The 23,527-nt window shown below is 70.5% G+C and carries 24 protein-coding genes and 3 pseudogenes; 17 read left to right on the top strand and 10 right to left on the bottom strand.

Annotated features, from left to right (window positions below):
* Positions 1–54: 54 nt before the first annotated feature.
* The 4 genes from C3V38_RS00380 (at position 55) to C3V38_RS00365 (ending at position 4,426) form a co-directional block, all read left to right on the top strand.
* The gene (locus C3V38_RS00380) at positions 55–1,131 is read left to right on the top strand and encodes a phosphotransferase family protein (protein WP_106384854.1); all 1,077 of its coding nucleotides are present in this window, start codon (positions 55–57) and stop codon (positions 1,129–1,131) included.
* Positions 1,132–1,205: 74 nt separating this feature from the next.
* Positions 1,206–1,967 carry an SDR family NAD(P)-dependent oxidoreductase gene (locus C3V38_RS00375; RefSeq protein ID WP_106386297.1) on the top strand — a complete coding sequence of 254 codons (762 nt, stop codon included), beginning with the start codon at positions 1,206–1,208 and terminating at the stop codon, positions 1,965–1,967.
* Between the two features lie 38 nt (positions 1,968–2,005).
* Entirely contained in the window at positions 2,006–3,211 is a 1,206-nt protein-coding gene (locus C3V38_RS00370; RefSeq protein ID WP_061227586.1) for an acyl-CoA dehydrogenase family protein, read from the top strand.
* Positions 3,212–3,283: 72 nt separating this feature from the next.
* Entirely contained in the window at positions 3,284–4,426 is a 1,143-nt protein-coding gene (locus C3V38_RS00365; protein WP_106384853.1) for a thiolase family protein, read from the top strand.
* A 172-nt stretch (positions 4,427–4,598) separates the two neighbouring features.
* Here C3V38_RS00365 and C3V38_RS00360 read toward each other — a convergent pair whose 3' ends face one another.
* Positions 4,599–5,702 carry a zinc-binding dehydrogenase gene (locus C3V38_RS00360; RefSeq protein ID WP_106384852.1) on the bottom strand — a complete coding sequence of 368 codons (1,104 nt, stop codon included), beginning with the start codon at positions 5,700–5,702 and terminating at the stop codon, positions 4,599–4,601.
* 136 nt (positions 5,703–5,838) lie between these two features.
* On the opposite strand from C3V38_RS00360, the gene C3V38_RS00355 reads away from it, so the two are divergent.
* The 3 genes from C3V38_RS00355 to fabG are packed head-to-tail and all read left to right on the top strand — an operon-like array spanning position 5,839 to position 8,068.
* Positions 5,839–7,029 carry an acyl-CoA dehydrogenase family protein gene (locus C3V38_RS00355; protein WP_061914354.1) on the top strand — a complete coding sequence of 397 codons (1,191 nt, stop codon included), beginning with the start codon at positions 5,839–5,841 and terminating at the stop codon, positions 7,027–7,029.
* Positions 7,026–7,328: a hypothetical protein gene (locus tag C3V38_RS00350; RefSeq protein ID WP_217354153.1), complete on the top strand. Its 303-nt coding sequence runs from the start codon at positions 7,026–7,028 to the stop codon at positions 7,326–7,328. The genes C3V38_RS00355 and C3V38_RS00350 overlap by 4 nt, the downstream gene beginning before the upstream one ends.
* Positions 7,328–8,068, top strand: a complete 741-nt coding sequence (fabG, locus tag C3V38_RS00345) for a 3-oxoacyl-ACP reductase FabG (protein WP_106384851.1) — start codon at positions 7,328–7,330, stop codon at positions 8,066–8,068. Before C3V38_RS00350 ends, fabG begins: the two co-directional genes overlap by 1 nt.
* 16 nt (positions 8,069–8,084) lie before the next feature.
* Here fabG and C3V38_RS00340 read toward each other — a convergent pair whose 3' ends face one another.
* Entirely contained in the window at positions 8,085–8,852 is a 768-nt protein-coding gene (locus C3V38_RS00340) for a FadR/GntR family transcriptional regulator (RefSeq protein ID WP_239550302.1), read from the bottom strand.
* Between the two features lie 154 nt (positions 8,853–9,006).
* Here C3V38_RS00340 and C3V38_RS00330 point away from each other — a divergent pair.
* The 4 genes and pseudogenes from C3V38_RS00330 to C3V38_RS00315 form a co-directional block, all read left to right on the top strand.
* Positions 9,007–9,141 (top strand): annotated as a pseudogene (locus C3V38_RS00330) (acyl-CoA dehydrogenase); the annotation flags it as partial.
* A 16-nt stretch (positions 9,142–9,157) separates the two neighbouring features.
* Complete coding sequence (locus C3V38_RS00325; RefSeq protein WP_061914346.1) at positions 9,158–9,610, top strand: MaoC family dehydratase; 453 nt, start codon at positions 9,158–9,160, stop codon at positions 9,608–9,610.
* 9 nt (positions 9,611–9,619) lie between these two features.
* Positions 9,620–9,859: pseudogene (locus C3V38_RS17815) on the top strand (hypothetical protein); the annotation flags it as partial.
* Between the two features lie 193 nt (positions 9,860–10,052).
* Positions 10,053–11,408, top strand: a complete 1,356-nt coding sequence (locus C3V38_RS00315) for a PhoH family protein (RefSeq protein ID WP_106384849.1) — start codon at positions 10,053–10,055, stop codon at positions 11,406–11,408.
* Positions 11,409–11,504: 96 nt separating this feature from the next.
* Here C3V38_RS00315 and C3V38_RS00310 read toward each other — a convergent pair whose 3' ends face one another.
* Both C3V38_RS00310 and glpX read right to left on the bottom strand, forming a co-directional pair.
* Positions 11,505–12,908, bottom strand: coding sequence for a class II fumarate hydratase (locus tag C3V38_RS00310; RefSeq protein WP_106384848.1), 1,404 nt, complete (start codon positions 12,906–12,908; stop codon positions 11,505–11,507).
* A gap of 70 nt (positions 12,909–12,978) precedes the next feature.
* Complete coding sequence (glpX, locus tag C3V38_RS00305; protein ID WP_007631332.1) at positions 12,979–13,989, bottom strand: class II fructose-bisphosphatase; 1,011 nt, start codon at positions 13,987–13,989, stop codon at positions 12,979–12,981.
* A 145-nt stretch (positions 13,990–14,134) separates the two neighbouring features.
* Between glpX and C3V38_RS00300 the strand changes: the two genes are divergently transcribed.
* A complete protein-coding gene (locus tag C3V38_RS00300) occupies positions 14,135–14,695 on the top strand; it encodes a DUF4245 domain-containing protein (protein WP_007631334.1) in 561 nt (186 codons plus the stop codon).
* A 47-nt stretch (positions 14,696–14,742) separates the two neighbouring features.
* On the opposite strand, the gene C3V38_RS00295 is transcribed toward C3V38_RS00300, so the two are convergent.
* Genes C3V38_RS00295 through C3V38_RS00285 form a run of 3 tightly spaced genes read right to left on the bottom strand, consistent with a single transcriptional unit; the run spans position 14,743 to position 16,726 of the window.
* The gene (locus C3V38_RS00295) at positions 14,743–14,976 is read right to left on the bottom strand and encodes an exodeoxyribonuclease VII small subunit (RefSeq protein WP_106384847.1); all 234 of its coding nucleotides are present in this window, start codon (positions 14,974–14,976) and stop codon (positions 14,743–14,745) included.
* The gene (gene xseA, locus C3V38_RS00290) at positions 14,976–16,340 is read right to left on the bottom strand and encodes an exodeoxyribonuclease VII large subunit (RefSeq protein ID WP_106384846.1); all 1,365 of its coding nucleotides are present in this window, start codon (positions 16,338–16,340) and stop codon (positions 14,976–14,978) included. Before xseA ends, C3V38_RS00295 begins: the two co-directional genes overlap by 1 nt.
* Complete coding sequence (locus tag C3V38_RS00285) at positions 16,337–16,726, bottom strand: hypothetical protein (protein WP_063935291.1); 390 nt, start codon at positions 16,724–16,726, stop codon at positions 16,337–16,339. Before C3V38_RS00285 ends, xseA begins: the two co-directional genes overlap by 4 nt.
* 73 nt (positions 16,727–16,799) lie before the next feature.
* Between C3V38_RS00285 and C3V38_RS00280 the strand changes: the two genes are divergently transcribed.
* Positions 16,800–17,780: a 4-hydroxy-3-methylbut-2-enyl diphosphate reductase gene (locus tag C3V38_RS00280; RefSeq protein WP_061914332.1), complete on the top strand. Its 981-nt coding sequence runs from the start codon at positions 16,800–16,802 to the stop codon at positions 17,778–17,780.
* A 63-nt stretch (positions 17,781–17,843) separates the two neighbouring features.
* On the opposite strand, the gene C3V38_RS00275 is transcribed toward C3V38_RS00280, so the two are convergent.
* Both C3V38_RS00275 and C3V38_RS00270 read right to left on the bottom strand, forming a co-directional pair.
* Complete coding sequence (locus tag C3V38_RS00275; RefSeq protein WP_232303020.1) at positions 17,844–18,335, bottom strand: DUF6542 domain-containing protein; 492 nt, start codon at positions 18,333–18,335, stop codon at positions 17,844–17,846.
* An 11-nt stretch (positions 18,336–18,346) separates the two neighbouring features.
* Positions 18,347–19,882, bottom strand: a complete 1,536-nt coding sequence (locus tag C3V38_RS00270; RefSeq protein WP_106384845.1) for an AI-2E family transporter — start codon at positions 19,880–19,882, stop codon at positions 18,347–18,349.
* 98 nt (positions 19,883–19,980) lie between these two features.
* Here C3V38_RS00270 and ychF point away from each other — a divergent pair, with 98 nt between their 5' ends.
* Entirely contained in the window at positions 19,981–21,060 is a 1,080-nt protein-coding gene (gene ychF / locus C3V38_RS00265; RefSeq protein ID WP_061914328.1) for a redox-regulated ATPase YchF, read from the top strand.
* 47 nt (positions 21,061–21,107) lie between these two features.
* Here the strand turns inward: ychF and C3V38_RS00260 are convergent, their stop codons facing one another.
* Complete coding sequence (locus C3V38_RS00260; RefSeq protein ID WP_106384844.1) at positions 21,108–21,596, bottom strand: DUF6434 domain-containing protein; 489 nt, start codon at positions 21,594–21,596, stop codon at positions 21,108–21,110.
* A 44-nt stretch (positions 21,597–21,640) separates the two neighbouring features.
* On the opposite strand from C3V38_RS00260, the gene C3V38_RS00255 reads away from it, so the two are divergent.
* The 3 genes and pseudogenes from C3V38_RS00255 (at position 21,641) to C3V38_RS00245 (ending at position 23,479) form a co-directional block, all read left to right on the top strand.
* Positions 21,641–22,585 (top strand): AraC family transcriptional regulator, encoded by a 945-nt coding sequence (locus C3V38_RS00255; RefSeq protein ID WP_106384843.1) that lies wholly within the window; start codon positions 21,641–21,643, stop codon positions 22,583–22,585.
* A pseudogene (locus tag C3V38_RS00250) lies at positions 22,582–22,971 on the top strand (dihydrofolate reductase family protein); the annotation flags it as partial. The gene C3V38_RS00255 and the pseudogene C3V38_RS00250, both read left to right, overlap by 4 nt.
* Positions 22,972–23,152: 181 nt before the next feature.
* Positions 23,153–23,479, top strand: a complete 327-nt coding sequence (locus C3V38_RS00245; RefSeq protein ID WP_198150711.1) for a hypothetical protein — start codon at positions 23,153–23,155, stop codon at positions 23,477–23,479.
* Positions 23,480–23,527: the final 48 nt, after the last annotated feature.

Raw genomic sequence — 23,527 nt, 5'->3', positions numbered from 1 at the left:
GGTCTGCTCCGAACCGTTCACCCGGCCGCCCATCAACAGCGAGGATCGAACTCCATGACCCCATCATCGTCAGAGGCCACGGGCCTGTCGCTCGACCAGCTGCTCCGCCCCGACATCGTGGGTCCGAAGATCGCCGAGGCCACCGGCGACCGGGCGTGGACCGATTTCGACGCCGAGCTCATCGCCGGCGGCAAGTCGAACCTCACGTTCACGCTCCGCTCGGACGCCGGTGAGCTCATCCTGCGGCGGCCACCCACGGGGAAGCTCCTGCCGAGCGCCCACGACATGGGCCGGGAGGCGCGCATCCAGCTCGGGCTCGCGGACACGGACGTGCCGGTCGCGAAGGTGGTGCTCAACGAGACCACCGGTGAGGACCTGGGCGTGCCGTACTACGTGATGGAGAAGGTGGTCGGCCACGTCATCCGTGACGTGCTACCGCCGGGCTTCGCCGAGTCCGACGACGACAAGGCGGCCATGGCCGACGCCCAGATCGACGCCCTGGTCGCGCTCCATGCCGTGGACCAGGACGCCGTGGGCCTGTCCGATCTCGGACGCCCGGAGGGCTATCTGGAGCGACAACTCCGACGCTGGCTGGGCCAGTCGGAGAAGTCCAGTGCCTCTGTCCGGGCCGAGCGCCTGCCCGACCTGGCGGCGCGTCTCGGCGAGAGCATGCCCACCTCTCCGTCGTCGCGGATCATCCACGGTGACTACCGACTGGACAACTACGTCGTCGACCCCGACGACCCGGGGCGCATCAAGGCGATCCTCGACTGGGAGCTGTCCACGCTCGGTGACCCCGTCGCCGACCTGGCACAGACCGTCCTGTACTGGGGCGATCCCGACGGGCCGACGGTGCCGCTCATCCCCACCGTCACCACCGAACCCGGGTGGCCGGGGCCGCAGCGCCTCCTCGACCGGTACTGCGACGCCACCGGCACGGACCCGTCCCACATGCCCTGGTACCTGGCGTTCGCCACGTTCAAGTTCGCCGCCATCGCCCAGGGCGTGGCCACCCGCTCCGAGGCCGGCGACATGGCCGGGCAGGACTTCGGAGACATCGGCCCGCAGATCCGCGAGCTGGTCGACCACGGCCACTCGATCCTCGACTCCCGGAAGGGGACCACGCGATGACTGATCCCACCCCCGGCGCCTCCGATCCCGGTGCGTCGGCCCCCGTCGACCCTCGCACGGGACCGCAGTCGGCGGTGCCCGTCCTGGAACGGTTCCGCCTGGACGGCCGCGTCGCCGTGATCACCGGCGCGTCCTCCGGCCTCGGGGCGGGATTCGCCCGCGCGTTGTCCTCGGCCGGCGCGATCGTCGTGCTCGCCGCCCGGCGCCGCGACCGGCTCGAGGCACTCGCAGACGACCTGCGCGCGTCCGGCGGCACCGCGATGACCGTGGCCTGCGACGTCGCGGACCCAGAGGCCTGCGGGGCGATGGTCCGCGCGGTGACGGACGCCCACGGGCGCATCGACATCCTCGTCAACAACGCCGGACTCGGCACCGCCGTGCCCGCCCTCAAGGAGACACCGGAGCAGTTCCGCGGCGTGGTGGACGTCAACCTGAACGGCGCCTACTGGGCGGCCAAGGAGTGCGCGGCCGTCATGCAGCCCGGCTCGAGCATCGTCAACGTCGCCAGCGTGCTGGGCCTGACCGCCGGCTTCGCGCCGCAGGCCGCGTACTCCGCGACCAAGGCGGCCGTTCTCGGCCTGACCCGCGACCTGGCCCACCAGTGGGGCAGCCGCCGTGGCATCCGCGTCAACGCGCTCGCCCCCGGGTACTTCGCCTCCGAGATGACCGACGAGATCCCCGAGAAGATGCTCGCCGACATCACCGGCAGCACCATCTTCGGCAGGCTCGGACTGCAGCCCGAACTCGACTCAGCGCTGGTATTCCTCGCCTCCGACGCCTCGTCCTTCATCACCGGCGCGACCCTCGTGGTCGACGGTGGCATGACCCTGCACTGACCGCGTCCGCGCCGACAACCACTACAGGAGTAGAAACAATGGAATTCGCTCACAGTCAGCGCAGCCTCGAGCTGCAGGAGAACATGTGGGAGTTCATGCGGGAGCACGTCTTCCCGGCCGAGCCCGTGTGGTCCGCGTATCTGCGCGAACACGGCGACAACGCCTACCCGCCGATCATGGAGGACCTCAAGGCCGAGGCCCGCCGTCGTGGCCTGTGGAACCTCTTCCTGCCCGAGTGGTCGGGCATCTCCAACCTCGAGTTCGCCGCCGTCTCGGAGATCACGGGATGGTCGCCCGTCATCGCCCCCGAGGCGATCAACTCGCAGGCCCCCGACACCGGGAACATGGAGACCTTCCACCTGTTCGGCACCGATGAGCAGAAGGCCAGGTACCTCGAGCCGCTCAAGGAGGGGAAGATCCGCTCGGCGTACGCCATGACCGAGCCGGATGTCGCCTCCTCGGACGCCACCAACATCCAGACCGTGATCCGCCGCGAGGGCGACGAGTACGTGATCAACGGTCGCAAGTGGTGGATCACGGGCATCGCCGACACCCGCTGCGAGATCCTCATCGTCATGGGCAAGACCGACCCCGACGCCGAGACCCACCGTCAGCAGTCCATGGTCCTCGTCCCGCGCGACACCCCGGGCCTGCGGATCGAGCGCAATCTGCCCCTCTTCGGCTACCAGGACCAGCACGGGCACTGTGAGCTGGTGTTCGACAACGTGCGGGTGCCCGCTTCGAACCTGCTCGGGGAGGAGGGGGCCGGCTTCGCGATCGCCCAGGCGCGCCTCGGACCGGGCCGGATCCACCACGCCATGCGCGCCATCGGGATGGCCGAGCGGGCGCTCGCGCTCATGGTCGACCGGGCCAAGTCGCGCCACGCGTTCGGCGGGTCGCTGGCGAGTCAGGGCGTGGTGCAGGAGCACATCGCCAACTCGCGGATCGAGATCGATCAGGCGCGCCTGCAGGTCCAGCACTGCGCGTGGATGATTGACACCGTCGGCGCCAAGGAGGCCCGCTTCGAGATCTCGGCCATCAAGGTCATCGCGCCGCAGGTCGCGTGCGCGGTCATCGACCGGGCCATCGAGGTCTTCGGCGGCGCCGGCGTCTCCGACGACACCCCGCTCGCGTACTTCTACGCCTGGGCGCGGGCCCTGCGCATCGTCGACGGACCGGACGCCGTCCACCGCCGCACGATCGCGCGTGGCGAACTGAAGAAGACCCCGCCGTACATCGGATAACCCTAGGATGTCCCACCAGTGGCCGGGAGCGTCCGGCACCGGGGGACGCACGAGAGAGAAGGAAGAACCTACATGGGTGCAGTGATCGTGGAGGCCGTGCGTAGCGCGGTGGGTAAGCGCAAGGGCGGCCTGGCCGGGGTGCATCCGGCTGACCTGTCCGGCGTGGTGCTCAACGGGCTCGTCGAGCGGGCGGGGATCGACCCGGCGGTCGTCGAGGACGTCATCTGGGGCTGTGTGACGCAGGCCGGTGAGCAGGCCGGCGACATCGCCCGGACCGCCGCGCTGTCCGCCGGGTGGCCCGAGACGGTCAACGGCGTGACGATCGACCGGCAGTGTGGGTCGTCGCAGCAGGCGCTGAGCTTCGCCGTCGCGGTCGTCGAGTCCGGGTACCACGACGTGGTCGTGGCCGGCGGCGTGGAGTCGATGACCCGCGTACCGATGGGCTCGCACGTGTCCGCCGATTCGTTCCCCTACGGGCAGCACTTCATGGACCGGTACGACGGCATCGCGCCCAACCAGGGTGTGGGCGCCGAGATGATCGCCGAGCGGTGGGGCTTCTCCCGCACCCAGCTCGACGAGTTCGCGGTGGCCTCGCACGAGAAGGCCGCCGCCGCACAGGACGCCGGGTTCTTCGCCGGGCACATCGTGCCGGTGACCACCCCGGACGGCGTGTTCGACACCGATCAGGGTATCCGCCGCGGGAGCACCGTCGAGGGACTGGCCGGGCTCAAGACGCCGTTCAAGGAGGACGGTGTCATCCACGCGGGCAACGCCTCGCAGATCTCCGACGGTTCGGCGGCGATCCTGGTGATGAGCGAGGAGGCGGCCGCCAAGTATGGCTGCACCCCGCTGGCTCGCGTGCACGCCGCGACTCTCGCGGGTGACGACCCGGTCATCATGCTCACCGCGCCGATCCCGGCGACCGCCAAGGCCCTGCAGAAGTCGGGTCTGTCGATCGATGACATCGGGGTGTTCGAGGTCAACGAGGCGTTCGCCTCCGTGCCCATGGCGTGGCTGGCCGACACGGGCGCGGACCCGGCCAGACTCAACCCCAACGGCGGCGCGATCGCGCTCGGTCACCCCCTCGGTGGGTCCGGCGCGCGCATCTTCGCCGACCTCGTCCACCACATGAAGGACAAGGACATCAAGTACGGCCTGCAGACGATGTGTGAGGGCGGCGGCCAGGCGAACGCCACCATCATCGAACTGCTCTGACCTGCCCGATCAGCGCGCCCCCGACCCCGGCCCTCGCCTTGATGGCGGCGGGCCGGGGGTCGGTGCGAGTGGGGGTCGTTCGGCGGGGCCTGCTGCCGTCACCATCGAGAAGACGATTTCGCCCGTATCGGTCGAGTGGATCTGTGCGAAACGCTCTTCTCGACGAGGGCGCTCAGTCGCCGGTGAGGACGATGGCGCGCCCCAGCACCTCGCCGCGGTCGAGCGCCTCGTAGGCCTGCGGCGCCTCGGCCATCGGGACGCGCCGCGAGATGACCTGGCCGAGATCCAGCTTGCCGGCGGCCAGCAGACGGATGAGGGCGGGCACGTCCTGCCGGGCCCGCGCGCCGTACGAACCCTTGATCTGTATCTTCCGACGGACGATGCGCGCCAGATCCGCGTCCAGGGACGTCCCGGCCGGCGGGATGCCCACCACCACGACGCGGCCGCCCTCTCTGGCGACCTCGGTGGCCTGGCGGGTCGTGACCGCGGAGCCGAGCGCCTCGAATGCCGCGTCGACCCCGCGGCCACCCGTGATCTCCATGACGGCGGCCGTCGCATCGGTCTGCGCCGAGTTGATGGTGTGGGTGGCGCCCATACGGCGGGCGAGCGCGAGCTTGTCGTCGTCGACGTCGATCGCGATGACCGATTCCGCGCCGCTCACCGCGGACAACTGGACGATGTTCTGGCCGACGCCGCCGACCGCCACCACCGCGACCGACTCCCCGGTGCGGAGATCGCCGACGTTGCGGACCGCCCCGTATGCGGTGAACATCGAGCACCCGAGGATCGCGGAGTCGGTCAGGTCGAGGTGGTCCGGGAGGGCGAACACTGCCGTGGCGGGCGTGACGCTGTACTCGGCCAACCCGCCCATCGAGTACATGGACAGCGGTTCACCGGAGGCGCGGCGCAACCGGCTCTCGCCGTCGTACAGGGTCCCGCGCAGGCGGTTGTACTCGAAGAATGTGGAGCAGATGTCCTCCATGCCGCGCGCGCAGTTCTCGCAGTAGCCGCACGGCATGATGAACGAGCCCACTACCCGGTCGCCGGGGCGGACGGTGGTGACGCCGCGGCCGACCTCGGCCACGACGCCCGAGATCTCGTGGCCGAGCACTCCGGGGAGCGGGAATCCGACCTCGCCCTTCATGACGTGCAGGTCGGTGTGGCACACCCCGCAGGCGTGGTTGTGCACGAGAACCTCGCCCTCCCGCGGTTCGGGGATCGGGATGTCCTCGATCACCAGCGGGGATCCGGTCTCGACACACACGGCAGCCTTCATGGCGCCGACTGTACTCAGGCACCGGTGTCCGTCTCAGCAGATCCGGTGGGACTCAGGGGCGGATGGAGCTCCCCGCTAACGATGATCATAGTTGGTAGCATCCAGGCGACGCGCTGGAAGCGGCGGAAGGCGGGCGATGGACACGACGGTGGCGGACCCGGAGGTCTCCGGGGACGATTTCGCGGACATTCTCGCGACGACGCGCGACTACATCCGTACGGTGGTGCTGCCGCGCGAGCAGGAGATCGCCGACGCCGACGAGGTCCCGGCGGACATCCGCGCGGGGCTGGCCGACTTGGGCCTGTTCGGTTACGCGATCCCGCAGCGCTGGGGAGGCCTGGGGTTGGACCTGACCCAGGACGTCGAGATGGCGATGGAGTTCGGCTACACGACCTTCGCGATGCGGTCCCTGTTCGGCACCAACAACGGGATCGCCGGGCAGGTGCTGGTGAACTTCGGGACGGACGAGCAGAAGGCGAGGTGGCTGGGGTCGATCGCCTCAGGGGAGGTGATCGCGTCGTTCGCTCTCACGGAGGACGGCGCCGGGTCGAACCCGGCTGGGCTGACCACCAAGGCGGTGCGCGACGGAGCCGGCTGGGTGATCGAGGGAGCCAAGCGCTTCATCACCAACGCGCCGCTCGCCGGCCTGTTCGTCGTGTTCGCCCGGACCCGTCCCGCCGACGCCGACGGCACTGGCGTCGCCGTCTTCCTCGTCCCCGCGGACACGCCGGGCGTGACGGTGGGGCCCAAGGACGAGAAGATGGGCCAGGAGGGTGCCTGGACCGCCGAGGTCAGCTTCCAGGCCGTCCGCGTACCTGACGATGCGTTGGTCGGCGGTGACGAGGACGCGGGCTACCGGGCCGCGATGACCTCGCTGGCGCGGGGCCGCGTGCACATCGCCGCGTTGGCGGTCGGTGCCGCGCAGCGCGCATTGGACGAGTCGCTCGCGCACGCCTCCACCGCCACCCAGGGCGGGACGGTGATCGGTGAGTTCCAACTGGTACAGGCGATGTTGGCGGATATCCAGGTGGGCGTGATGGCGGGTCGCGCGATGGTCCGCGAGGCCGCCGCGAAGTATCACTGTGGTGAGGACCGCCGGATCGCCCCGTCGGCGGCCAAGCTCTACTGCACCGAGATGGCCGGTCGGGCCGCCGACCTGGCCGTCCAGATCCACGGTGGCAGCGGGTACATCCGCGGCGTCCCCGTCGAGCGGATCTACCGGGACGTCCGGCTGCTGCGCCTGTACGAGGGGACCAGCGAGATCCAGAGGCTCATCATCGGTGGCGGCCTCGTCCGGGCGGCCACGCGGGCGGCGGGTAGCCGGTGACCGCCGCGGGGTCGGTGGGTGATTCGCCCGACTCGGCGGAGCGGGCCGACAGTCTGGACCGGTTCGGTGTGCCGGCGGCGCGGCTCAACGACGTCGCCGGGCCGGTCGAGCACCCGCAACTCGCGGCCCGGAACCGGTGGCGCGGGGTGGGGACCCCGGCCGGGCCGGTCCGCGGACTGCTGCCGGCGATGAGGTTCTCGGGCCTCGAACCGCCGATGGGGCGCGTGCCGGCACGGGGCGGACACACCGAGGCGATCCTGGTCGAGAGGGCCGGGGCACTGGACGAAGGGGGCACATGATGGGACTTCTCGAGGGTCGGACCGCGGTCGTCACGGGGGCCGCGCGCGGGATCGGGCTGGAGATCGCCCGGACGTTCATCGCGAACGGAGCCCGCGTCGTGGTCGGGGACATCGACGACGAGGCCGGCGCCGCGGCGGTCGCCGAGCTGGGCGGCGAGGACCACGTTCGGTACCTGCACTGTGACGTGCGGGACGGCGCCGCCGTCGAGGCTGCGATCGACGTCGCCGAGGAGGCGTTCGGGCCGCTCGGGGTGTTCGTCAACAACGCCGGGGTCACCCGCGACGCCACGATGCGCACGATGACCGAGGAGCAGTTCGACGACATCATCGCTATCCACCTCAAAGGCACCTGGAACGGTACCCGCGCTGCCGCCGGGCGCATGCGCGGCCACGGCGGAGGGGCGATCGTCAACATCTCCTCGATCTCCGGCAAGGTCGGCCTGGTCGGTCAGACCAACTACTCGGCGGCCAAGGCAGGGATCGTCGGACTGACCAAGGCCGCGGCCAAGGAGGTCGCCTTCGCGGGCGTGCGCGTCAACGCCGTCCAGCCCGGGCTCATCCGGACCGCGATGACGCTCGCGATGCCCGAGCACATCTGGGAGGAGAAGATGGCCGAGATCCCCATGGGGAGGGCGGCCGAACCGGGCGAGGTCGCGCAGGCGGTGCTCTTCCTCGCCAGCGACATGTCGAGCTACATGACCGGCACGGTCCTGGAGATCACCGGCGGTCGGCACATCTGACACCGCGCCGCGCTCGTCACCAGGCGAGGTCCCAGCGGATCGGCTGCTCCAACGCCGCGCGGAACCTCTTCTTCAAGTAGTGGTGGTGGTCCGTGATGTGCTGCGCCATGAGGTCGTGGGCCGCCACGGCGTCGCGGTCGGCGATCGCCCGGTAGATGTCCTCGTGGATCGCGCACGTGTGGTCGCGCTGTCGCTTGGGGTAGGCCACGCCCATGGACGAGCCCGCCAGGATTCCGAGCAGCGCGTCGAAGAGATAGCCGAACAGGACGTTGCCCGACCCCCAGGCAATGAGGGCGTGGAACCGCTCGGAGTCGTCGGCGAAGTACTCGCCCCCCTCGGCCCCCTCGCGCGTGGCCTCGACGTTGAGGCGGAGCTCCTCCAGCGCCTCGCGGCTCATCCGCCCGGCGGCGAGCCTCGCGATCGACGGCTCCATCGCCGCCCTCGCCTCCATGATCGTGGAGAACGGGGCGTTCTCGAACTGCATGAGCAGGCTCAACGCGGCGGCGAGCGTCCCGCCGTCGGGCTGCTGGACGATCGGGCCGCCACCCGGCCCGGGCTTGAGGGTGATGGCCCCCTGCAGTTCCAGGTACCGCAGTGATTCCCGCAGCGTGCCCCGGCCGACGCCGTACTCCTCCAGCATGAGGTGTTCGGGCGGCAGGCGGTCACCGACGGTGTTGCCGCGCCGGGCGATGTCCGCGACGATCCGCTTCGCCACCAGGAGCGCCGTCTTCTGCGGACGCGAGACCCCGCCGGGCCCACGCTGCGTATCGCCTGTCGTATTCATGTGCACCATCATCCTGCATTCACGGTATGAGGACGGTGGAGGCCCAGTCCGAGACCTCCGCGTCGCCGACGGGTCGGTGAGCACGCAACCGGGCGCGCAGATCGAACGCGGTGCCGCCGCCCGAGCACCGTCAGCTCCGCCCGGCTGATGGTCGGTCATCACCGGTGCCACGACGTTCATCACCGACGCCCGTCGCTCGGGTCTCATCGCGCTGCAGTGCAAGACCGATCCGGAGGCGACCCCGCGGCACCCGGGGATGTCTATCGTGGTGGTGGAACACGGCCCGGGATGAGGAGAGGATTGAAATGAGGGTGTTCGAGGGCCTGGACCAGGTGTCGGCGGCGATCGGCGAGCACGTGGGATACAGCGACTGGATGGAGATCACGCAGGAGCGCGTCGACGCGTTCGCCGACGCGACAGGGGATCACCAGTGGATCCACGTGGACCCCGCCCGAGCTGCGGAGGGGCCCTACGGCACGACCATCGCCCACGGGTACCTCACCCTGTCACTGTTGCCGGTACTCGGGAACCGGGTCATGGACATCCGCGGGTTCTCGATGATGATCAACTACGGGCTCGGCAAGGTGCGGTTCCCCGCGCCGGTCCCGGTGGGATCCCGGATCCGGGCCGGCGTCGAGCTGACCTCACTCGACCGCAAGCCCTCCGGCGCCCAGCTCACCACGCTCGTCACGGTCGAGATCGAGGGCGGCGACCGGCCGGCGGTGGTCGCCGAGGCCATCCGCCTCATGGTCGAGTGACGGACCGCGGCCACGGCCGAGCTGCTCGGCAAGCTCGACCGGAGCCTCGCGGACGTCGACCTCCTCGAGCTGAACGAGGCGTTCGCCGCTCAGGGGCTCGCGCGCCGGCGGGAGTGAGAGGCCTTCCACGGCTTCAGCGCCGCTGACAGAAAGCGACCCAACGTCCACGGCACGGGGATCTCGCTGGGACACCCCGGCGGGCCGGAGACGGCGGACGCGGGAGGTCGCGGAGAATTCACGTCGACTTAACTACAGCGATGTGATTCGGGGCGTAGCGTCGGGGCCAACGGTCGGTGGGGAAGCCGACCGTCGGGAGGTCCCAGCCGATGATCGTTACAGGCGATCGGGAGGGGGCCGGCACCCGGCCCTGTCGTCTCCGGACGACCTGGGCCGACCGGTCCATCCCGACACGACCGCGGGTGCCGCGGTCCAGGAGCGCGCCGTGACCGACACCGTCCGTACCTACGTCCTCGACACCTCGGTTCTGCTGTCCGACCCGTGGGCCGTCACCCGCTTCGCCGAGAACCGGGTGGTCCTGCCCATCGCGGTGATCGGGGAGCTCGAGGCCAAGCGCCACCACCCCGAGCTGGGCTACTTCGCGCGCGAGGCACTGCGGCTGCTCGAGGACCTGCGCCTGCGCCACGGCCGCCTCGACGGTGACCTGCCCGTCACGGACACCGGCGGCACCCTGCGGGTCGAGCTCAACCACACCGATCAATCGGTTCTGCCCGCCGGGTTCCGCGACACCGGCAACGACTCCCGGATCCTCGCCTGTGCACTCAACCTGCGGGCCGAGGGCGACGACACCGTCCTCGTCTCCAAGGACGTCCCGCTCCGCGTCAAGGCCGGCTCGGTGGGACTGCCCGCGGACGAGTACCACGCGCAGGACGTCGTTCTCACCGGCTACAGCGGCGTCTCGGACCTGCCCGCCACGCAGGAGCTCGTCAACACCCTCTTCTCGACCGGCGGCGCCTCACCGCTCGTCGCCCGCGCGGCCGGCCTCGACGCAGAAACACCCGTGCACTGTGGGGTGCGGGTGCAGACCGACTCGTCCTCGGCGCTGGCCCGCGTCACCGACGACGGCGGACTCAGACTGGTCCGCGGCGACGTCGAGGCCTTCGGCCTGCGGGGCCGCTCGGCCGAGCAGCGTATCGCGATCGACTGTCTGCTCGACGAGTCGATCGGCATCGTCTCGCTCGGTGGCCGCGCCGGCACCGGCAAGTCCGCCCTCGCCCTCTGCGCTGGGCTCGAATCCGTGCTCGAGCGGCGTCGACATCGCAAGATCGTCGTCTTCCGGCCCCTGTACGCCGTCGGCGGTCAGGAACTCGGCTACCTGCCGGGCAGCGAGTCGGAGAAGATGTCGCCCTGGTCGCAGGCGGTGTTCGACACCCTGGAGGGGCTCGTCAGCGAGAACGTGATCGACGAGGTGATGGATCGCGACATCCTCGAGGTGCTGCCACTGACCCACATCCGGGGCCGCAGCCTCCACGACTCGTTCGTGATAGTCGACGAGGCGCAGTCGCTCGAGCGCAACGTCCTGCTCACCGTGCTGTCCCGACTGGGCACCGGATCGCGGGTCGTTCTCACCCACGACGTGGCGCAACGTGACAACCTCCGGGTCGGTCGGCACGACGGCATCCAGGCGGTGGTGGAGAAGCTCAAGGGTCACCCGCTGTTCGCCCACATCACCCTCAGCAGGTCCGAGCGCTCGGCCATCGCCGAACTCGTCACCACGATGCTCGAGGAGTTCCACCCCGGCGCCCAGGCCGGCGAACTCCGCCGGATCCGGGCCGCCTGAGGCGAGCGGCCGGGACACAGTGGTCGAGCAGGAACAAAGTGGCAGGGCCCGGCGGTCGCCCGGGCCCTGCCACTTCGAGCGGCGGTTCGCGGCGGATCAGCGCTCGCGATCGAGACCCGTCATCCCGAGAACGTCGAGACGACGGTCGAGCTCCTCCTCGGACAGCGGGTCGGGGACGAAGCCCAGCGCGATGACCGCCTCGCGGATGGTGAGCCCTTCGGCGAGGGCGTGCTTGGCGACGCGGGCCGCCTCCTCGTAGCCGATCGCCGAGTTCAGCGGCGTGACGATCGAGGGGGAGGACTCGGCCAGACGGCGCATGCGGTCGACGTCCGGCTCGATGCCGTCGATGCACCGCTCGGCGAACAGGGTCGACGACGTGGACAGGATCCGGACCGACTCCAGCACGTTGCGGGCCATCACGGGGATGGCGGTGTTCAGCTCGAAGGCGCCGCTCGCCCCGGCCCAGGCGACCGCTGCGTCGTTGCCGACGACCTGGGCGGCGACCTGCGCTATCGTCTCGCACAGCACCGGGTTGACCTTGCCGGGCATGATCGACGACCCCGGCTGCAGGTCCGGCAGATGCACCTCGGAGAGCCCGGTCATGGGGCCGGACCCCATCCAGCGGATGTCGTTGGCGATCTTGGTGAGCGAGACCGCGACCGTGCGCAGTGCGCCCGACAGCTCGACCAGCCCGTCACGGGCGGCCTGGGCCTCGAACGGGTCCACGGCCAGGCGGAGCTCCTCGAGACCGGTGAGGGAACGCAGCTCCTCGACGACGGCGGAGCCGAACCCGTCCGGGGCGTTGAGGCCGGTGCCCGCGGCGGTGCCGCCGATCGGCAACTCGCCCACGCGGGGCAGGGTGCCGCAGACACGCTCGATGCCGGCCCGGATCTGGCGGGCGTAGCCGCCGAACTCCTGACCGAGGGTGACGGGGACGGCGTCCATGAGGTGCGTGCGGCCGGGCTTGACCACGTCGCGCCACTGCTCGGCCTTCGCCTCGAACGACTCGGCGAGCACGCCGAGGGCCGGCACGAGGTCGGCGATCACGACCTCCGTCGCGGCGACGTGCGTGGCCGTGGGGAACGTGTCGTTGGACGACTGGGACATGTTCACGTCGTCGTTCGGGTGGACCGTGACGCCCTCGGCCGCGCAGAGCGAGGCGATGACCTCGTTGGTGTTCATGTTGGAGCTCGTGCCCGACCCCGTCTGGAACACGTCGACGGGGAAGTGATCGTCGACCTCGCCCTCGGCGATACGGCCGGCGGCCGCGACGATCGCGTTGACCTTCTCCCGGTCGAGCAGCCCGAGGCGCCCGTTGACGGTCGCGCAGGCGGACTTGAGCAGCCCGAGCGCGCGGATCTGTGCCCGCTCGAGGCCTCGGCCCGAGACGGGGAAGTTCTCCACGGCGCGCTGGGTCTGAGCACGCCAGAGGGCGTCGACCGGGACCCGGACCTCGCCCATCGTGTCGTGTTCGATACGGAATTCAGTCTGATCGGCCATGGGGCCAGACTAGGCGCGCCCGCCGGGCCGTGCAGGAACTACGGCGCGGGCCCGGCGGGCGCGGGTGCCGTCAGCGGGCGTCGGCGGCCTGACCGTAGTCGACGGCCGAGAACTCGCGGAGCTTCTCCATCTTGTGACGGCCCTCGACGTGGCGGACCGTGCCCGACTTGGAGCGCATGACCAAAGACCGGGTGACGGCGCCGTTGGAGCGGTAGCTCACGCCCCGGACCATGTCGCCGTTGGTGATGCCGGTGGCGGCGAAGAAGCAGTTGTCGCCCTTGACGAGGTCGTCGGTGCCGAGGATGGCGTCGACGTCCAGGCCGGCGTCGACGGCCTTCTGCCGCTCCGCGTCGTCCTGCGGCCACAACTGGCCCTGGATCTCGCCACCCATGCACTTCATGGCGCACGCGGTGATGATGCCCTCCGGCGTACCGCCGATACCCATGAGCATGTCCACCGAGCTGTCGTCGGAGGCCGCGGCCACGCCGCCCGCCACGTCGCCGTCCATGATGAGACGCACCTTGGCGCCGGCGGCACGGATCTCGGCGATGAGCTCGGCGTGGCGGGGGCGGTCGAGCACGCACACCGTCATGTCGCCGACGTCGATGTTCTTGGCCTCGGCCACCGACCGGATGTTCCACTCGGTGGACTTGGACAGGTCGATCCGGCCGACGGCGTCCGGGCCGACCGCGATCTTGCGCATGTAGAACACCGCCGACGGGTCGAACATCGCGCCGCGCTCGGCGACCGCGATCACGGCGATCGAGTTGGGGCGACCCTCCGCCATGAGGCGGGTGCCGTCGATCGGGTCCACTGCCACGTCGACCGCCGGTCCGTCACCGGTGCCGACCTTCTCGCCGTTGTAGAGCATGGGCGCCTCGTCCTTCTCGCCCTCACCGATCACCACGGTGCCGTCCATGTCGACGGTCGAGATGAGCTCGCGCATGGCGTCGACCGCGGCACCGTCGCCACCGTTCTTGTCGCCCCGGCCCACCCAGCGCCCAGCGGCGAGAGCGGCGGCCTCGGTCACACGGACCAGCTCCATGGCGAGGTTACGATCGGGGCGCTTGGCGTCTGACATAGGTGGTCTGGCTCCTCGGAGGCGGGCGCGGGCGCGACGGGGTCACGCGCGTGCGGCGGGTTGTCGGCGCTCATTGTTCCACCTCCGCGACCGGGCCGGGGGCCACGCGCCGGAGTCGCCCCGGGTGGGTGGGATACTCACAGGCGTGGCCGAGGCGAAACCGAGAATCCTGCAGGGCAACCGCGACATGTTCTGGTCGGTGGTGGTGCTCATGGTCATCTGCGGACTCTTCGCCGGTGTCGCCGGACTGTGCACCTTCAGCCCGTCCGGCCCCGAGCAGGGGCAGATCCCGCAGTTCGACGCCGACGCGTCCCTGCGCCAGGACGCCCGCAGCCTGGAGTACCCGATCCGCTCGCCCGAGGTCCCCGCGGACTGGACCGCCAACTCCGGCCGCGTCCAGGGCTTCGCCGGCACCACTTCCAGCCACGTCGGCTGGGTGACCGGCGAACGCAGCTACGTCGAGCTCGTCCAGTCCGACGCACCGGAGGACGCGTTCCGCTCGCTGAACGGCGGCCCGCGGCCCGAGCGCACCATGGTGCCGATCGCCGGGCGCGAGTGGACCGTCCTCACCGGCGACGACGTCCGCCCCGTGTGGGTGCTGGACCTCGACGACGTCCGCGTGGCCGTGACCGGCTCGGCGCCCACCGATCAGTTCGAGACGCTCGCCGCCGCCGTCCAGGACGCGCAGCCGCTCCCCACGCAGTGATCGCCCGCGCGGGGAGGTGAGCCCTCCCGCGTGACCGGGCGGCGGGCTCAGCTCCGGGCGGCGCCGCCCTCGTCGTCGTCGCCGAGGACCGCGTCGATGCGCGCACGGGCGCCGTCGAGATGCTCGGTGCACCGCGCGGCGAGTTCCTCGCCCCGCTCCCACAGGGCGAGGGAGGCGTCCAGGTCCTGGCCGCCGGCCTCGAGGATGCGGACCACCTCGATGAGCTCGTCGCGGGCCTGCTCGTAGCCCAGTTCGGAGACGGGGGTCTGCTCGTCGGACATCAGGACTGCTCCTCGGGGGTGTCGGTCTCGGGTGTGTCGGTGGTGGGCGACTCAGTGGTGTGCGACCCGGTGGTGGGTGACCCGGTGGTGGTCGGCGCGGGGGCGGCGGTGCGGCCGGCGGCGGGCGTCGACCCGAGCACCGCGGCGGACAGTGCGCCGTCGGAGACCCGGATGCGCAGCTGGGAGCCGGGCGGGGCGTCGGCGATCGACGACACCACGCGGCCGTCGTGCACCCCGGCCACCGACTGGACCACCGCGTAGCCGCGGGCGAGGGTGGCCGCCGGGCCCAGGGTGGTCAGGCGCGCCGACAGGTGGCCGAGCGACGTGGACTCCGAGTCGATGATCCGGGTGATGTCGCGCCGCGCGGCCCGCAGCGCCTCGGCGACGACCTCCGCGCGCGAGTCGACGATCCCGTGGGGGTTCGCCATGCACGGCCGGGACCGCACCGCGGCGAGCTGGTTGCGCTCGCGCTCCACCCAGCCTCGCAGGGCCCGGGCGGTGCGGGCGCGCGCCTCGGCGATGCGGCGCCGCTCCTCGACCACGTCGGGGACGACGCGCTTGGCGGCGTCGGTGGGCGTGGCGGCACGCAGGTCGGCGACGAGGTCCGACAGCGGGGAGTCGGGCTCGTGCCCGATCGCCGAGACGACCGGCGTGCGGCACCGCGAGATCGCGCGGATCAGCGACTCGTCGGAGAAGGGGAGGAGGTCCTCGACGGAACCGCCGCCGCGGGCGAGGATGATGACGTCGACGACGGGGTCGGCGTCCAGCTCCGCCAGCGCGTCGAGGATCTGGGGCACGGCCGACACCCCCTGCACGGCGGTGTTGCGCACGGCGAAACGGACGTCCGGCCAGCGACCACGAGCCACCTCGACAACGTCGCGCTCGGCGGCGCTCGCCCTGCCCGTGATCAGACCCACGCACGTGGGCAGGAACGGCAGCGGCCGCTTGAGGCGGGGATCGAACAGGCCCTCCGCCGCCAGGGCCTGCTTGAGCCGCTCGATGCGTGCCAGCAGTTCACCCACGCCGACCGGGCGGATCTCCGAGACCTGGAGAGAGAACGCGCCGCGGCCCGTGTAGAAGCGCGGCGTCCCGCGGACCACCACCCGACTGCCCTCCGTGACCGGGACGGGTGACTCGGAGATGAGTCGCGGCGGGCACGTCAGCGTCAGCGAGTTGTCGACTGACGGGTCCCGCAGCGTGAGGAAGGCCGTGCGGGTGCCCGGGCGCAGACTCAACTGGGTGATCTGACCCTCGACCCACACCGCGCCCAGGCGGTGGATCCACGCGGCGATCTGGTCCGAGACGACCCGGACCGGCCACGGCGCCTCAGGGCTGCTCGGGGTTCCGGGGGAGGAGGCGCTCACGCGTCGCGGGGGGTGACGCGCCCCGTCGGCACGTCCGGATCGTCACCGTCGTCACCGCCGCCGCGGGGCGACCGCGACGAGCCGTACACCCGGTAGGACACGTCGAGGACCTCCTCGGTCTCGTCCTCGTCGAACGTCGCCCATTCCGGCTGATCCGACCGGGCGGGAAAGACCGAGGCGAGCACCCTGTCGCCCTTGACGGCCAGGTCGGTGAGGGTCTGTCCCGCGTGCAGGTACGACTGCACCAGGCCGCCGGCGACCCGCACGGGCACGCCGGGCAGCGTGGACACCGCCTCGATCGCGCGGCCGGGCAGGGCCACGACGCGCTCGGCCGCGGTCGCGGCCAGACCGATCGAGGCACGGGTCAGAAACAGTGGTCGGAGCATGCGGACCTCTCTGCCGGGGGGCGTGGAGGGAGGCGTAATGGTCGAAATCCAGTATGAACCGTACCCTGGGGACATGACCGAGCAGACCGACATGATCGCCGAACCGGCAACCAAGCGGGTACTACTCGCGGAACCGCGCGGCTACTGTGCCGGCGTCGACCGAGCCGTCGAGACGGTCGAGAAAGCCCTGGAGAAGCACGGTGCACCGCTGTACATGCGCAAGGAGATCGTCCACAACAAGTACGTCGTGGAGTCCTTCACCAAGCGTGGGGTGATCTTCGTCGACGAGACCGACGAGGTGCCCCACGGCGCGAATCTCGTGTTCTCCGCCCACGGGGTCTCGCCCGCGGTCCGGGAGAGCGCCAAGCAGCTGGAACTCACCACCTTCGACGCGACCTGCCCGCTCGTGACCAAGGTGCACACCGAGGTCAAGCGCTTCGCCCGCGAGGGCTATCAGATCCTGCTGGTGGGACACGAGGGCCACGAGGAGGTCGAGGGCACCGCCGGCGAGGCGCCCGACGTGGTGACCCTGGTCGACGGGCCGGACGCCGTCGACGCCCTCGAGGTACCGACGGACACAGAGAAGCTCATCTGGCTCTCCCAGACCACATTGAGCGTGGACGAGACCATGGAGACGGTCCGCCGCCTCAAGGAGAAGTACCCCACACTCATCGACCCGCCGTCCGATGACATCTGCTACGCCACCCAGAACCGTCAGAGTGCGGTCAAGGCGATGGCGCCCCAGTGCGATCTGGTGATCGTGGTGGGTTCGCAGAATTCCTCGAATTCCGTGCGGTTGGTCGAGGTTGCCCTCCAGGCCGGCGCGGATGCCGCTCATCTGGTGGACTACGCCGACGAGATCGACCTGGCGTGGCTGGAGGGGGTCACCACCGTGGGGGTGACGTCCGGCGCGTCCGTTCCTGAGATCCTCGTCCGCGGGGTAATCGAGCTCCTCGACGAGCACGGATACAGCGATGTGTCGACCGTCAAGACCGCGCAGGAGACCATCACCTTCGCCCTGCCCCGAGAGCTGCGGATGCCGCAGAAGGCCTGACCCGGTCGTCGTCCCGCGCCGCGGGCACGCCCGGACCGACGCGCCGCCCCGATATGCCCCGCCTCAGCGGCGTGCGTGTGCCGGGGCGGTGCGCTGGATGGAGGGGGCCGACGGCCGCGCGGGCAGCGGCTCCAGAACGAACGCCCGGATCAGGGCGATCACCACTACGACGACAGTAGTTGCGATCATCAGGGGGAACCGGGTCGCCAACGGCAAGGCGACCGAGACGATCAGCGTCCGCGAGAACACACCCGCGCCCGAGCCCGCCCCGGAGATGACATAGACCAGCGGCACCAGCAGCGTCATGATGATCGGCGGCTGGACCCCGGCGACGAAGAGCGAGCGCCGCGAGATCGCGAGCACAGACACCACGCACCCGAGGACGAACGCGACGGTGAACCCGGCGCCGAGCTCGCCCGAGACCGAATCGACGGCCACCCCGGTCAGCGTGATGGCCACCGCCAGCAGGACCGCGGTCCAGGCGGGCAGCCCACGCATCGAGGAGACGACGGACCTCTCGTCCGCGGGCACCCGGCCACTCCTGCGTCTACTCACGGGAGAAGACTCTAACCGCCCAGCCGACGGGCGAGGAATCGACCGAAACGACGCAGCGGGATGGACTTGGCCGCCTCCTCCTGCGGGGAGGGCCGCGTGCCCGTGACCGCCTTGGGGTCGGTGATGCCGGGTTCGGGCGGGAGCTCGTCCGATATCGGCGGAACGGCGCGGCTGACGTCACCAGCCATCTCGTCGTCGTCACCCGTCACGGCGACCCCGGCACCGCCCGGCGCCGGCGCGGAGCCGGCCGCCGGAGTGCCCGCCCCGGGCGTCGCCGAACCCGGCGGGGCGATGTCCGGCCGTTCGTCGATCATCCCGGCCATGATCGCGGTGCTGCTCTTACGGAGCGGAGCGAACCGCGAGCTGGACATCTCCCCGAGCCAGGCCGTCAGGCGGCCCTCGTCAGTCGCGGAGGCCAGATCGGAGGCGGTGACGTCGCCGGTGCGCAGATCGATCTGCTCGTTGATGTACCGGATGACCACCGCGACCACGGCGAGGATCGGTACCGCGAGGAACGCGCCGATGATTCCGAAGAGCGTGCTGCCCGCGGCCACACCCAGGAGGATGACGCCCGGGTGCAGGTTCATGGCGCGCGACTGCAGGATCGGCTGGAGGACGTTGCCCTCGAGCTGCTGCACGGCGATGATGACCACCAGGACGATGATCGCGGTGGTGAACCCGTTGGCCACGAGCGCGATGAGCACGGCGAGTGCGCCGGCGGTGAACGCACCGACGATGGGGATGAAGCCCGCGATGAACGTGATGACCGCCAATGCCCACGCCAGCGGCACGCCCAGGATCACGAGCGCCAGGCCGATGAGCACCGCGTCGACGAACGACACGATCGCCTGGGCGCGGATGTAGCCGCCCAGCGTGTTCCACGCCCGGGTGAGGACCTCGGTGAGGTGGCGGCCGGCGGTGCGGCCGGTGTTGCGGCGCACGAACGGCAGGAACCGCGGCCCGTCCTTGATGAAGAAGAACGTGAGCACCAACACCAGGACCAGGGTGACGACGAACGACCCCACGGCGCTGACGCCGCTGAACACGCCGGACGCGATCTGGTCGCCCCGGTCCTGCAGCGTCGAGCTGAGCTGGTCCAGCAGGCCGTCCAGCTGCTCGTCACGGATGTTGAGCGGCGGTCCCCGCAGCCAGTCCCGGACCTCGGTGATCGCCTCGGACGTCTGGTCCGCGAGCTGCACGCTCTGCGACACGATCGACGGTGCGATCAGGGCGATGACGCCGGTCAGTAGTCCCAACGAGCCGATGATCGACAGCAGTGCGGCCAGCGTCTTGGGGACCCTGTGCCGCACCATCCAGCCCGTCGGGGGCCACAGGACCGTCGAGATGATCAGCGCCAACAGAATCGGGAGGATCCCCACCCACAGCGCGCCGCCGATCCGCGAGATGAGCCATCCCGCGACCAACAGGATGGCCAGGCGAAGGGCCCAGTCGGTGACCCATCGCCCACCCATGCCGATGAGTACGGACCGGTCGACGTGCTGTTCCTGATCCTCGACGGGGGGATGCGGCTTCGGCTCGTCGCTCATGGCAGTCATCTTGTCAGAGGCCGCGCCGGTGCGCTCCCTGTGATGGTCCGACGGCCGCGGGGGCGGGCCGCCGGCCGCGGTCCGTAGACTGTGGCCTCGTGAGCCTCACCCTCGGAATCGTCGGACTGCCCAACGTCGGTAAGTCGACCCTGTTCAACGCCCTGACGAACAACGACGTCCTCGCGGCGAACTACCCGTTCGCCACTATCGAGCCCAACGTCGGCGTGGTCGACCTGCCCGATCCCCGCCTCGACCGACTCGCCGAGATCTTCGGCTCCGAGCGGATCCTGCCCGCCGTCGTGTCGTTCGTCGACATCGCCGGCATCGTCAAGGGCGCCAGCACCGGCGAGGGCATGGGCAACAAGTTCCTCGCCAACATCCGCGAGGCCGATGCCATCTGCCAGGTCGTGCGCGTCTTCGACGACCCGGACGTCATCCACGTCGACGGCAAGGTCGATCCGATGGCCGACATCGAGGTGATCGCCACCGAGCTGATCCTCGCCGACCTCGAGACCATAGAGAAGGCGCTGCCGCGGATCGAGAAGGACGCCCGCAAGGACAAGTCGCTGGTGGCGCAGCTCGAGGAGATCCGCAAGGCCCAGGCCGTGCTCGAGGACGGGCGCACACTGTTCAAGGCCCAGGACGAGATCGACCGCGGCCTCCTGCGCGACCTACACCTCATGACCGCCAAGCCCTTCCTCTACGTCTTCAACGCCGACGAGTCGGTGCTCACGAGCGACGAGCGCAAGGCTGAGCTGAGCGCCGCCGTGGCGCCGGCCGACGCCGTGTTCCTCGACGCCAAGGTGGAGGCCGAGCTGCAGGAACTCGACGAGGAGGACGCCATGGAGCTGCTCGAGTCGATCGGCCAGACCGAACCGGGCCTCAACGCACTGGCCCGCGCGGGCTTCCACACCCTCGGGCTGCAGACCTACCTCACCGCCGGCCCCAAGGAGTCGCGCGCCTGGACGATCCGCAAGGGCGACACCGCCCCCAAGGCCGCCGGCGTCATCCACACCGACTTCGAGAAGGGCTTCATCAAGGCCGAGATCGTCTCCTTTGACGACCTCGACGCCGCCGGCTCGATGGCCGCCGCCAAGGCCGCCGGCAAGGTGCGCATGGAGGGCAAGGACTACGTCATGGCGGACGGCGACGTGGTGGAGTTCCGCTTCAACGTCTGAGATCGCGCAACGGTGGCGGGGCCGCGGGTACCGGGAGCACCGGCGGGTCAGGCCCGTCCGCGCTGGTCCAGCGGTCGCTCGCGGTAGTCGCGCCAGGCCCGACGCGCATTGTCGCGGGTTCCGGTCGGGTGAGTCTCGTGCCACGCGCGGGTGAACCGGTTGTACTCGAACTGCGAGTCGATCGGCTTCGCGTCCCGTCCGCGGGTCGATCGGTAGTGATCGAGTGCGTCCTGCATCGTGTGCGTTCCGTCGGTTCCGGCGAAGAAGGCGCGCATCTCGGCATCGAAGCTGAAGTGAGCTCCCACCTGCTCGACGAACCACGCCCGGACGACCTGGCTGCACCGCTGGCCCCGCGGTATGACCGTCTGGAGCGTCAACGGGCCGGCGAGCTGAGCTCCCGCGGAGCGCGCGGGCGCCGGTGGCTCGTCGAAGAGGGCGCCGTCCAGCGCCGCCGCGATTCGGCGGGTCAGCAGGTCCTTCCCGCCCGTCGCCCTGACGCCGAGTCTTCTGGCGGCCCCCGGCCTGACATCGAGCAAGAACGGTCAAGCCGAGGGCGCCCCGTTCCACTGATAATCACAGCATGACCGCACGACGCCCGGGACGAGATCGCATCCGCGAGCTGCTCGACGCCGTTCTCGCCGAGCACGAAGGCGGCGCAGTCCTGAACACGCTCGCGGCGGACGCCCACTCGTCGTCGTTCCACTTCAGTCGTCAGGTGAGCCGGGCGGCAGGAGAAGCGCCGGCGGCGATGCGGCGGCGTGTCCTCCTCGAGCGCGCGGCCTGGGAGATCCAAGGAGGACGCAGCGTCACCGATGCGGCGTTCGCAGCGGGATACGACTCGGTCGAGGGATTCTCGCGCGCGTTCTCGCGGGCGTTCGGGTGCCCTCCTGGCGCCATGCCGCCGCGACACGACCGGGGCCACTGGCTGCCTGCACCGAACGGCATCCATTTCCACTCCCCGACGGTGCTCTACGTCGACGCGGGACGGGAGATCTCGGCCGGCGACGTCGTCGCCTTGATGATCCGGCACGACCTCGACGACACCGCCGCGGTGCTCGCCGCCGCCGAGGGGGTTGACGACGACGAGTTCCGGCCCGAGAGGTTGCCGGGACACAGGGTGCTCGAGTGGGCGGGTGACGAGACGACGCTCGCGAACGTCCTGCACCACCTGGCCTTGGACAAGCTGCCCTGGCTCGCGTGCATCGAGGGGGAGGACGAGCCGGACCTCGGCGTGGAGGACGACGTCGCGAGTCTCCGCAGGCGGCACTCCGAGATCGCCGCGCGGTGGCTGGCCATGACACGCGATGTGGAACGCCGTGGCGCGTGGGGCGACCGGGTGGTCGACGCGCTCTGTGACCCACCCGAGTCGTTCCTGCTGTCGCAGATCGTCGCCCACACCCTCACGTTCTCGGCCCACCGCCGCCAGCTCGCGCGCTGGATGCTCGCGCAGGCCGGCGTCGACATCAGGCACCTCGATCCCGACCCGATCATGTGGCACCGCCGCGCCTCAGGAGGACTGTCATGACCCGCTACCGCTACTCCACCGCCACGACCCTCGACGGATTCCTCGCGGACGACGACCACTCGCTGGCCTGGCTGTTCAAGCAGGACATCGACGAGAACGGGCCGGGCAGCACCGACGCGTTCCTCACGGAGGTGGGGGCGCAGGTCATGGGGGCGTCCACGTACGCGTGGGTGCTCGAACACGACCGTGACTGGTTGCCCGAGATCCCCACCTTCGTGTTCACCCACCGGGAGCTGGAGGCGGTGAATGACCACGTCTCCTTTGTCGCGGGCGCCCCGTCTGATCACCGCGAGTCGCTGGAGTCCGCGGCCGGTGGTCGCGATGTGTGGGTGATGGGTGGCGGCGGGCTGGCAGCCGAGTTCGCCGGGGCGGGGATGCTCGACGAGGTGGTGGTCTCGATCGCGCCCGTGACCCTCGGTTCGGGCAAGCCACTCTTCGGCGGCGCGTTCGACCTCGAGCTGAAGGGGTGCGATCGCAACCGCGACTTCGTGGTTGCCCGGTACGACGTCCGGGGATCTCTGTCAGAGGGGAGCGCGGAGCCGGTCGCGCAGACGGAGAGGGGAGCCAGTGACTGTTCTACGCGAGGTGACCGGTGTGATCGCTGCGGGCCTTGGCGGCGCCCTGCTCGCCGACGCCGTGCCGCACACGGTCAAGGGAATGACCGGCGAGCGGTTCCCGACGCCCTTCGCCACGCCCCCGGGAGTCGGGTTGTCCCCGCCACTGCACAACGTGGCCTGGGGCGTGCTCAATCTCGCGGCGGGTGGCGCGCTGGCACGCCGCGTGGGATCTCCGAAGGACAGGGCCGCTGCAGCCACCGGCGGCGTCGCCATGGCATTCGTCCTCGCGCACTACTTCGGCGGCCTCGACCTCTCCGGAGATCGGGCGGGGCGCTGACCGGAGTGCCGCGGCGGTCGTTGGTGGCCCGGGGTCGTGGCGGTCGGG

Source organism: Dietzia sp. oral taxon 368 (genome assembly GCF_002999155.1).
GTDB classification, from domain to species: domain Bacteria; phylum Actinomycetota; class Actinomycetes; order Mycobacteriales; family Mycobacteriaceae; genus Dietzia; species Dietzia cinnamea.
Note: the sequence above shows the minus strand (reverse complement) of the source record. Positions and strands in the feature narration are given on the sequence as shown.

What these genes read in the sequence shown, in the direction of transcription:
- C3V38_RS00380 (WP_106384854.1), top strand. Translation starts at nt 55, where the DNA reads ATGACCCCATCATCGTCAGAGGCCACGGGCCTGTCGCTCGACCAGCTG.
- C3V38_RS00370 (WP_061227586.1), top strand. Translation starts at nt 2,006, where the DNA reads ATGGAATTCGCTCACAGTCAGCGCAGCCTCGAGCTGCAGGAGAACATG.
- C3V38_RS00365 (WP_106384853.1), top strand. Translation starts at nt 3,284, where the DNA reads ATGGGTGCAGTGATCGTGGAGGCCGTGCGTAGCGCGGTGGGTAAGCGC.
- C3V38_RS00360 (WP_106384852.1), bottom strand. Translation starts at nt 5,702, where the DNA reads ATGAAGGCTGCCGTGTGTGTCGAGACCGGATCCCCGCTGGTGATCGAG.
- C3V38_RS00355 (WP_061914354.1), top strand. Translation starts at nt 5,839, where the DNA reads ATGGACACGACGGTGGCGGACCCGGAGGTCTCCGGGGACGATTTCGCG.
- fabG (WP_106384851.1), top strand. Translation starts at nt 7,328, where the DNA reads ATGGGACTTCTCGAGGGTCGGACCGCGGTCGTCACGGGGGCCGCGCGC.
- C3V38_RS00340 (WP_239550302.1), bottom strand. Translation starts at nt 8,852, where the DNA reads ATGAATACGACAGGCGATACGCAGCGTGGGCCCGGCGGGGTCTCGCGT.
- C3V38_RS00325 (WP_061914346.1), top strand. Translation starts at nt 9,158, where the DNA reads ATGAGGGTGTTCGAGGGCCTGGACCAGGTGTCGGCGGCGATCGGCGAG.
- C3V38_RS00310 (WP_106384848.1), bottom strand. Translation starts at nt 12,908, where the DNA reads ATGGCCGATCAGACTGAATTCCGTATCGAACACGACACGATGGGCGAG.
- glpX (WP_007631332.1), bottom strand. Translation starts at nt 13,989, where the DNA reads ATGTCAGACGCCAAGCGCCCCGATCGTAACCTCGCCATGGAGCTGGTC.
- C3V38_RS00295 (WP_106384847.1), bottom strand. Translation starts at nt 14,976, where the DNA reads ATGTCCGACGAGCAGACCCCCGTCTCCGAACTGGGCTACGAGCAGGCC.
- C3V38_RS00285 (WP_063935291.1), bottom strand. Translation starts at nt 16,726, where the DNA reads ATGCTCCGACCACTGTTTCTGACCCGTGCCTCGATCGGTCTGGCCGCG.
- C3V38_RS00280 (WP_061914332.1), top strand. Translation starts at nt 16,800, where the DNA reads ATGACCGAGCAGACCGACATGATCGCCGAACCGGCAACCAAGCGGGTA.
- C3V38_RS00270 (WP_106384845.1), bottom strand. Translation starts at nt 19,882, where the DNA reads ATGAGCGACGAGCCGAAGCCGCATCCCCCCGTCGAGGATCAGGAACAG.
- C3V38_RS00255 (WP_106384843.1), top strand. Translation starts at nt 21,641, where the DNA reads ATGACCGCACGACGCCCGGGACGAGATCGCATCCGCGAGCTGCTCGAC.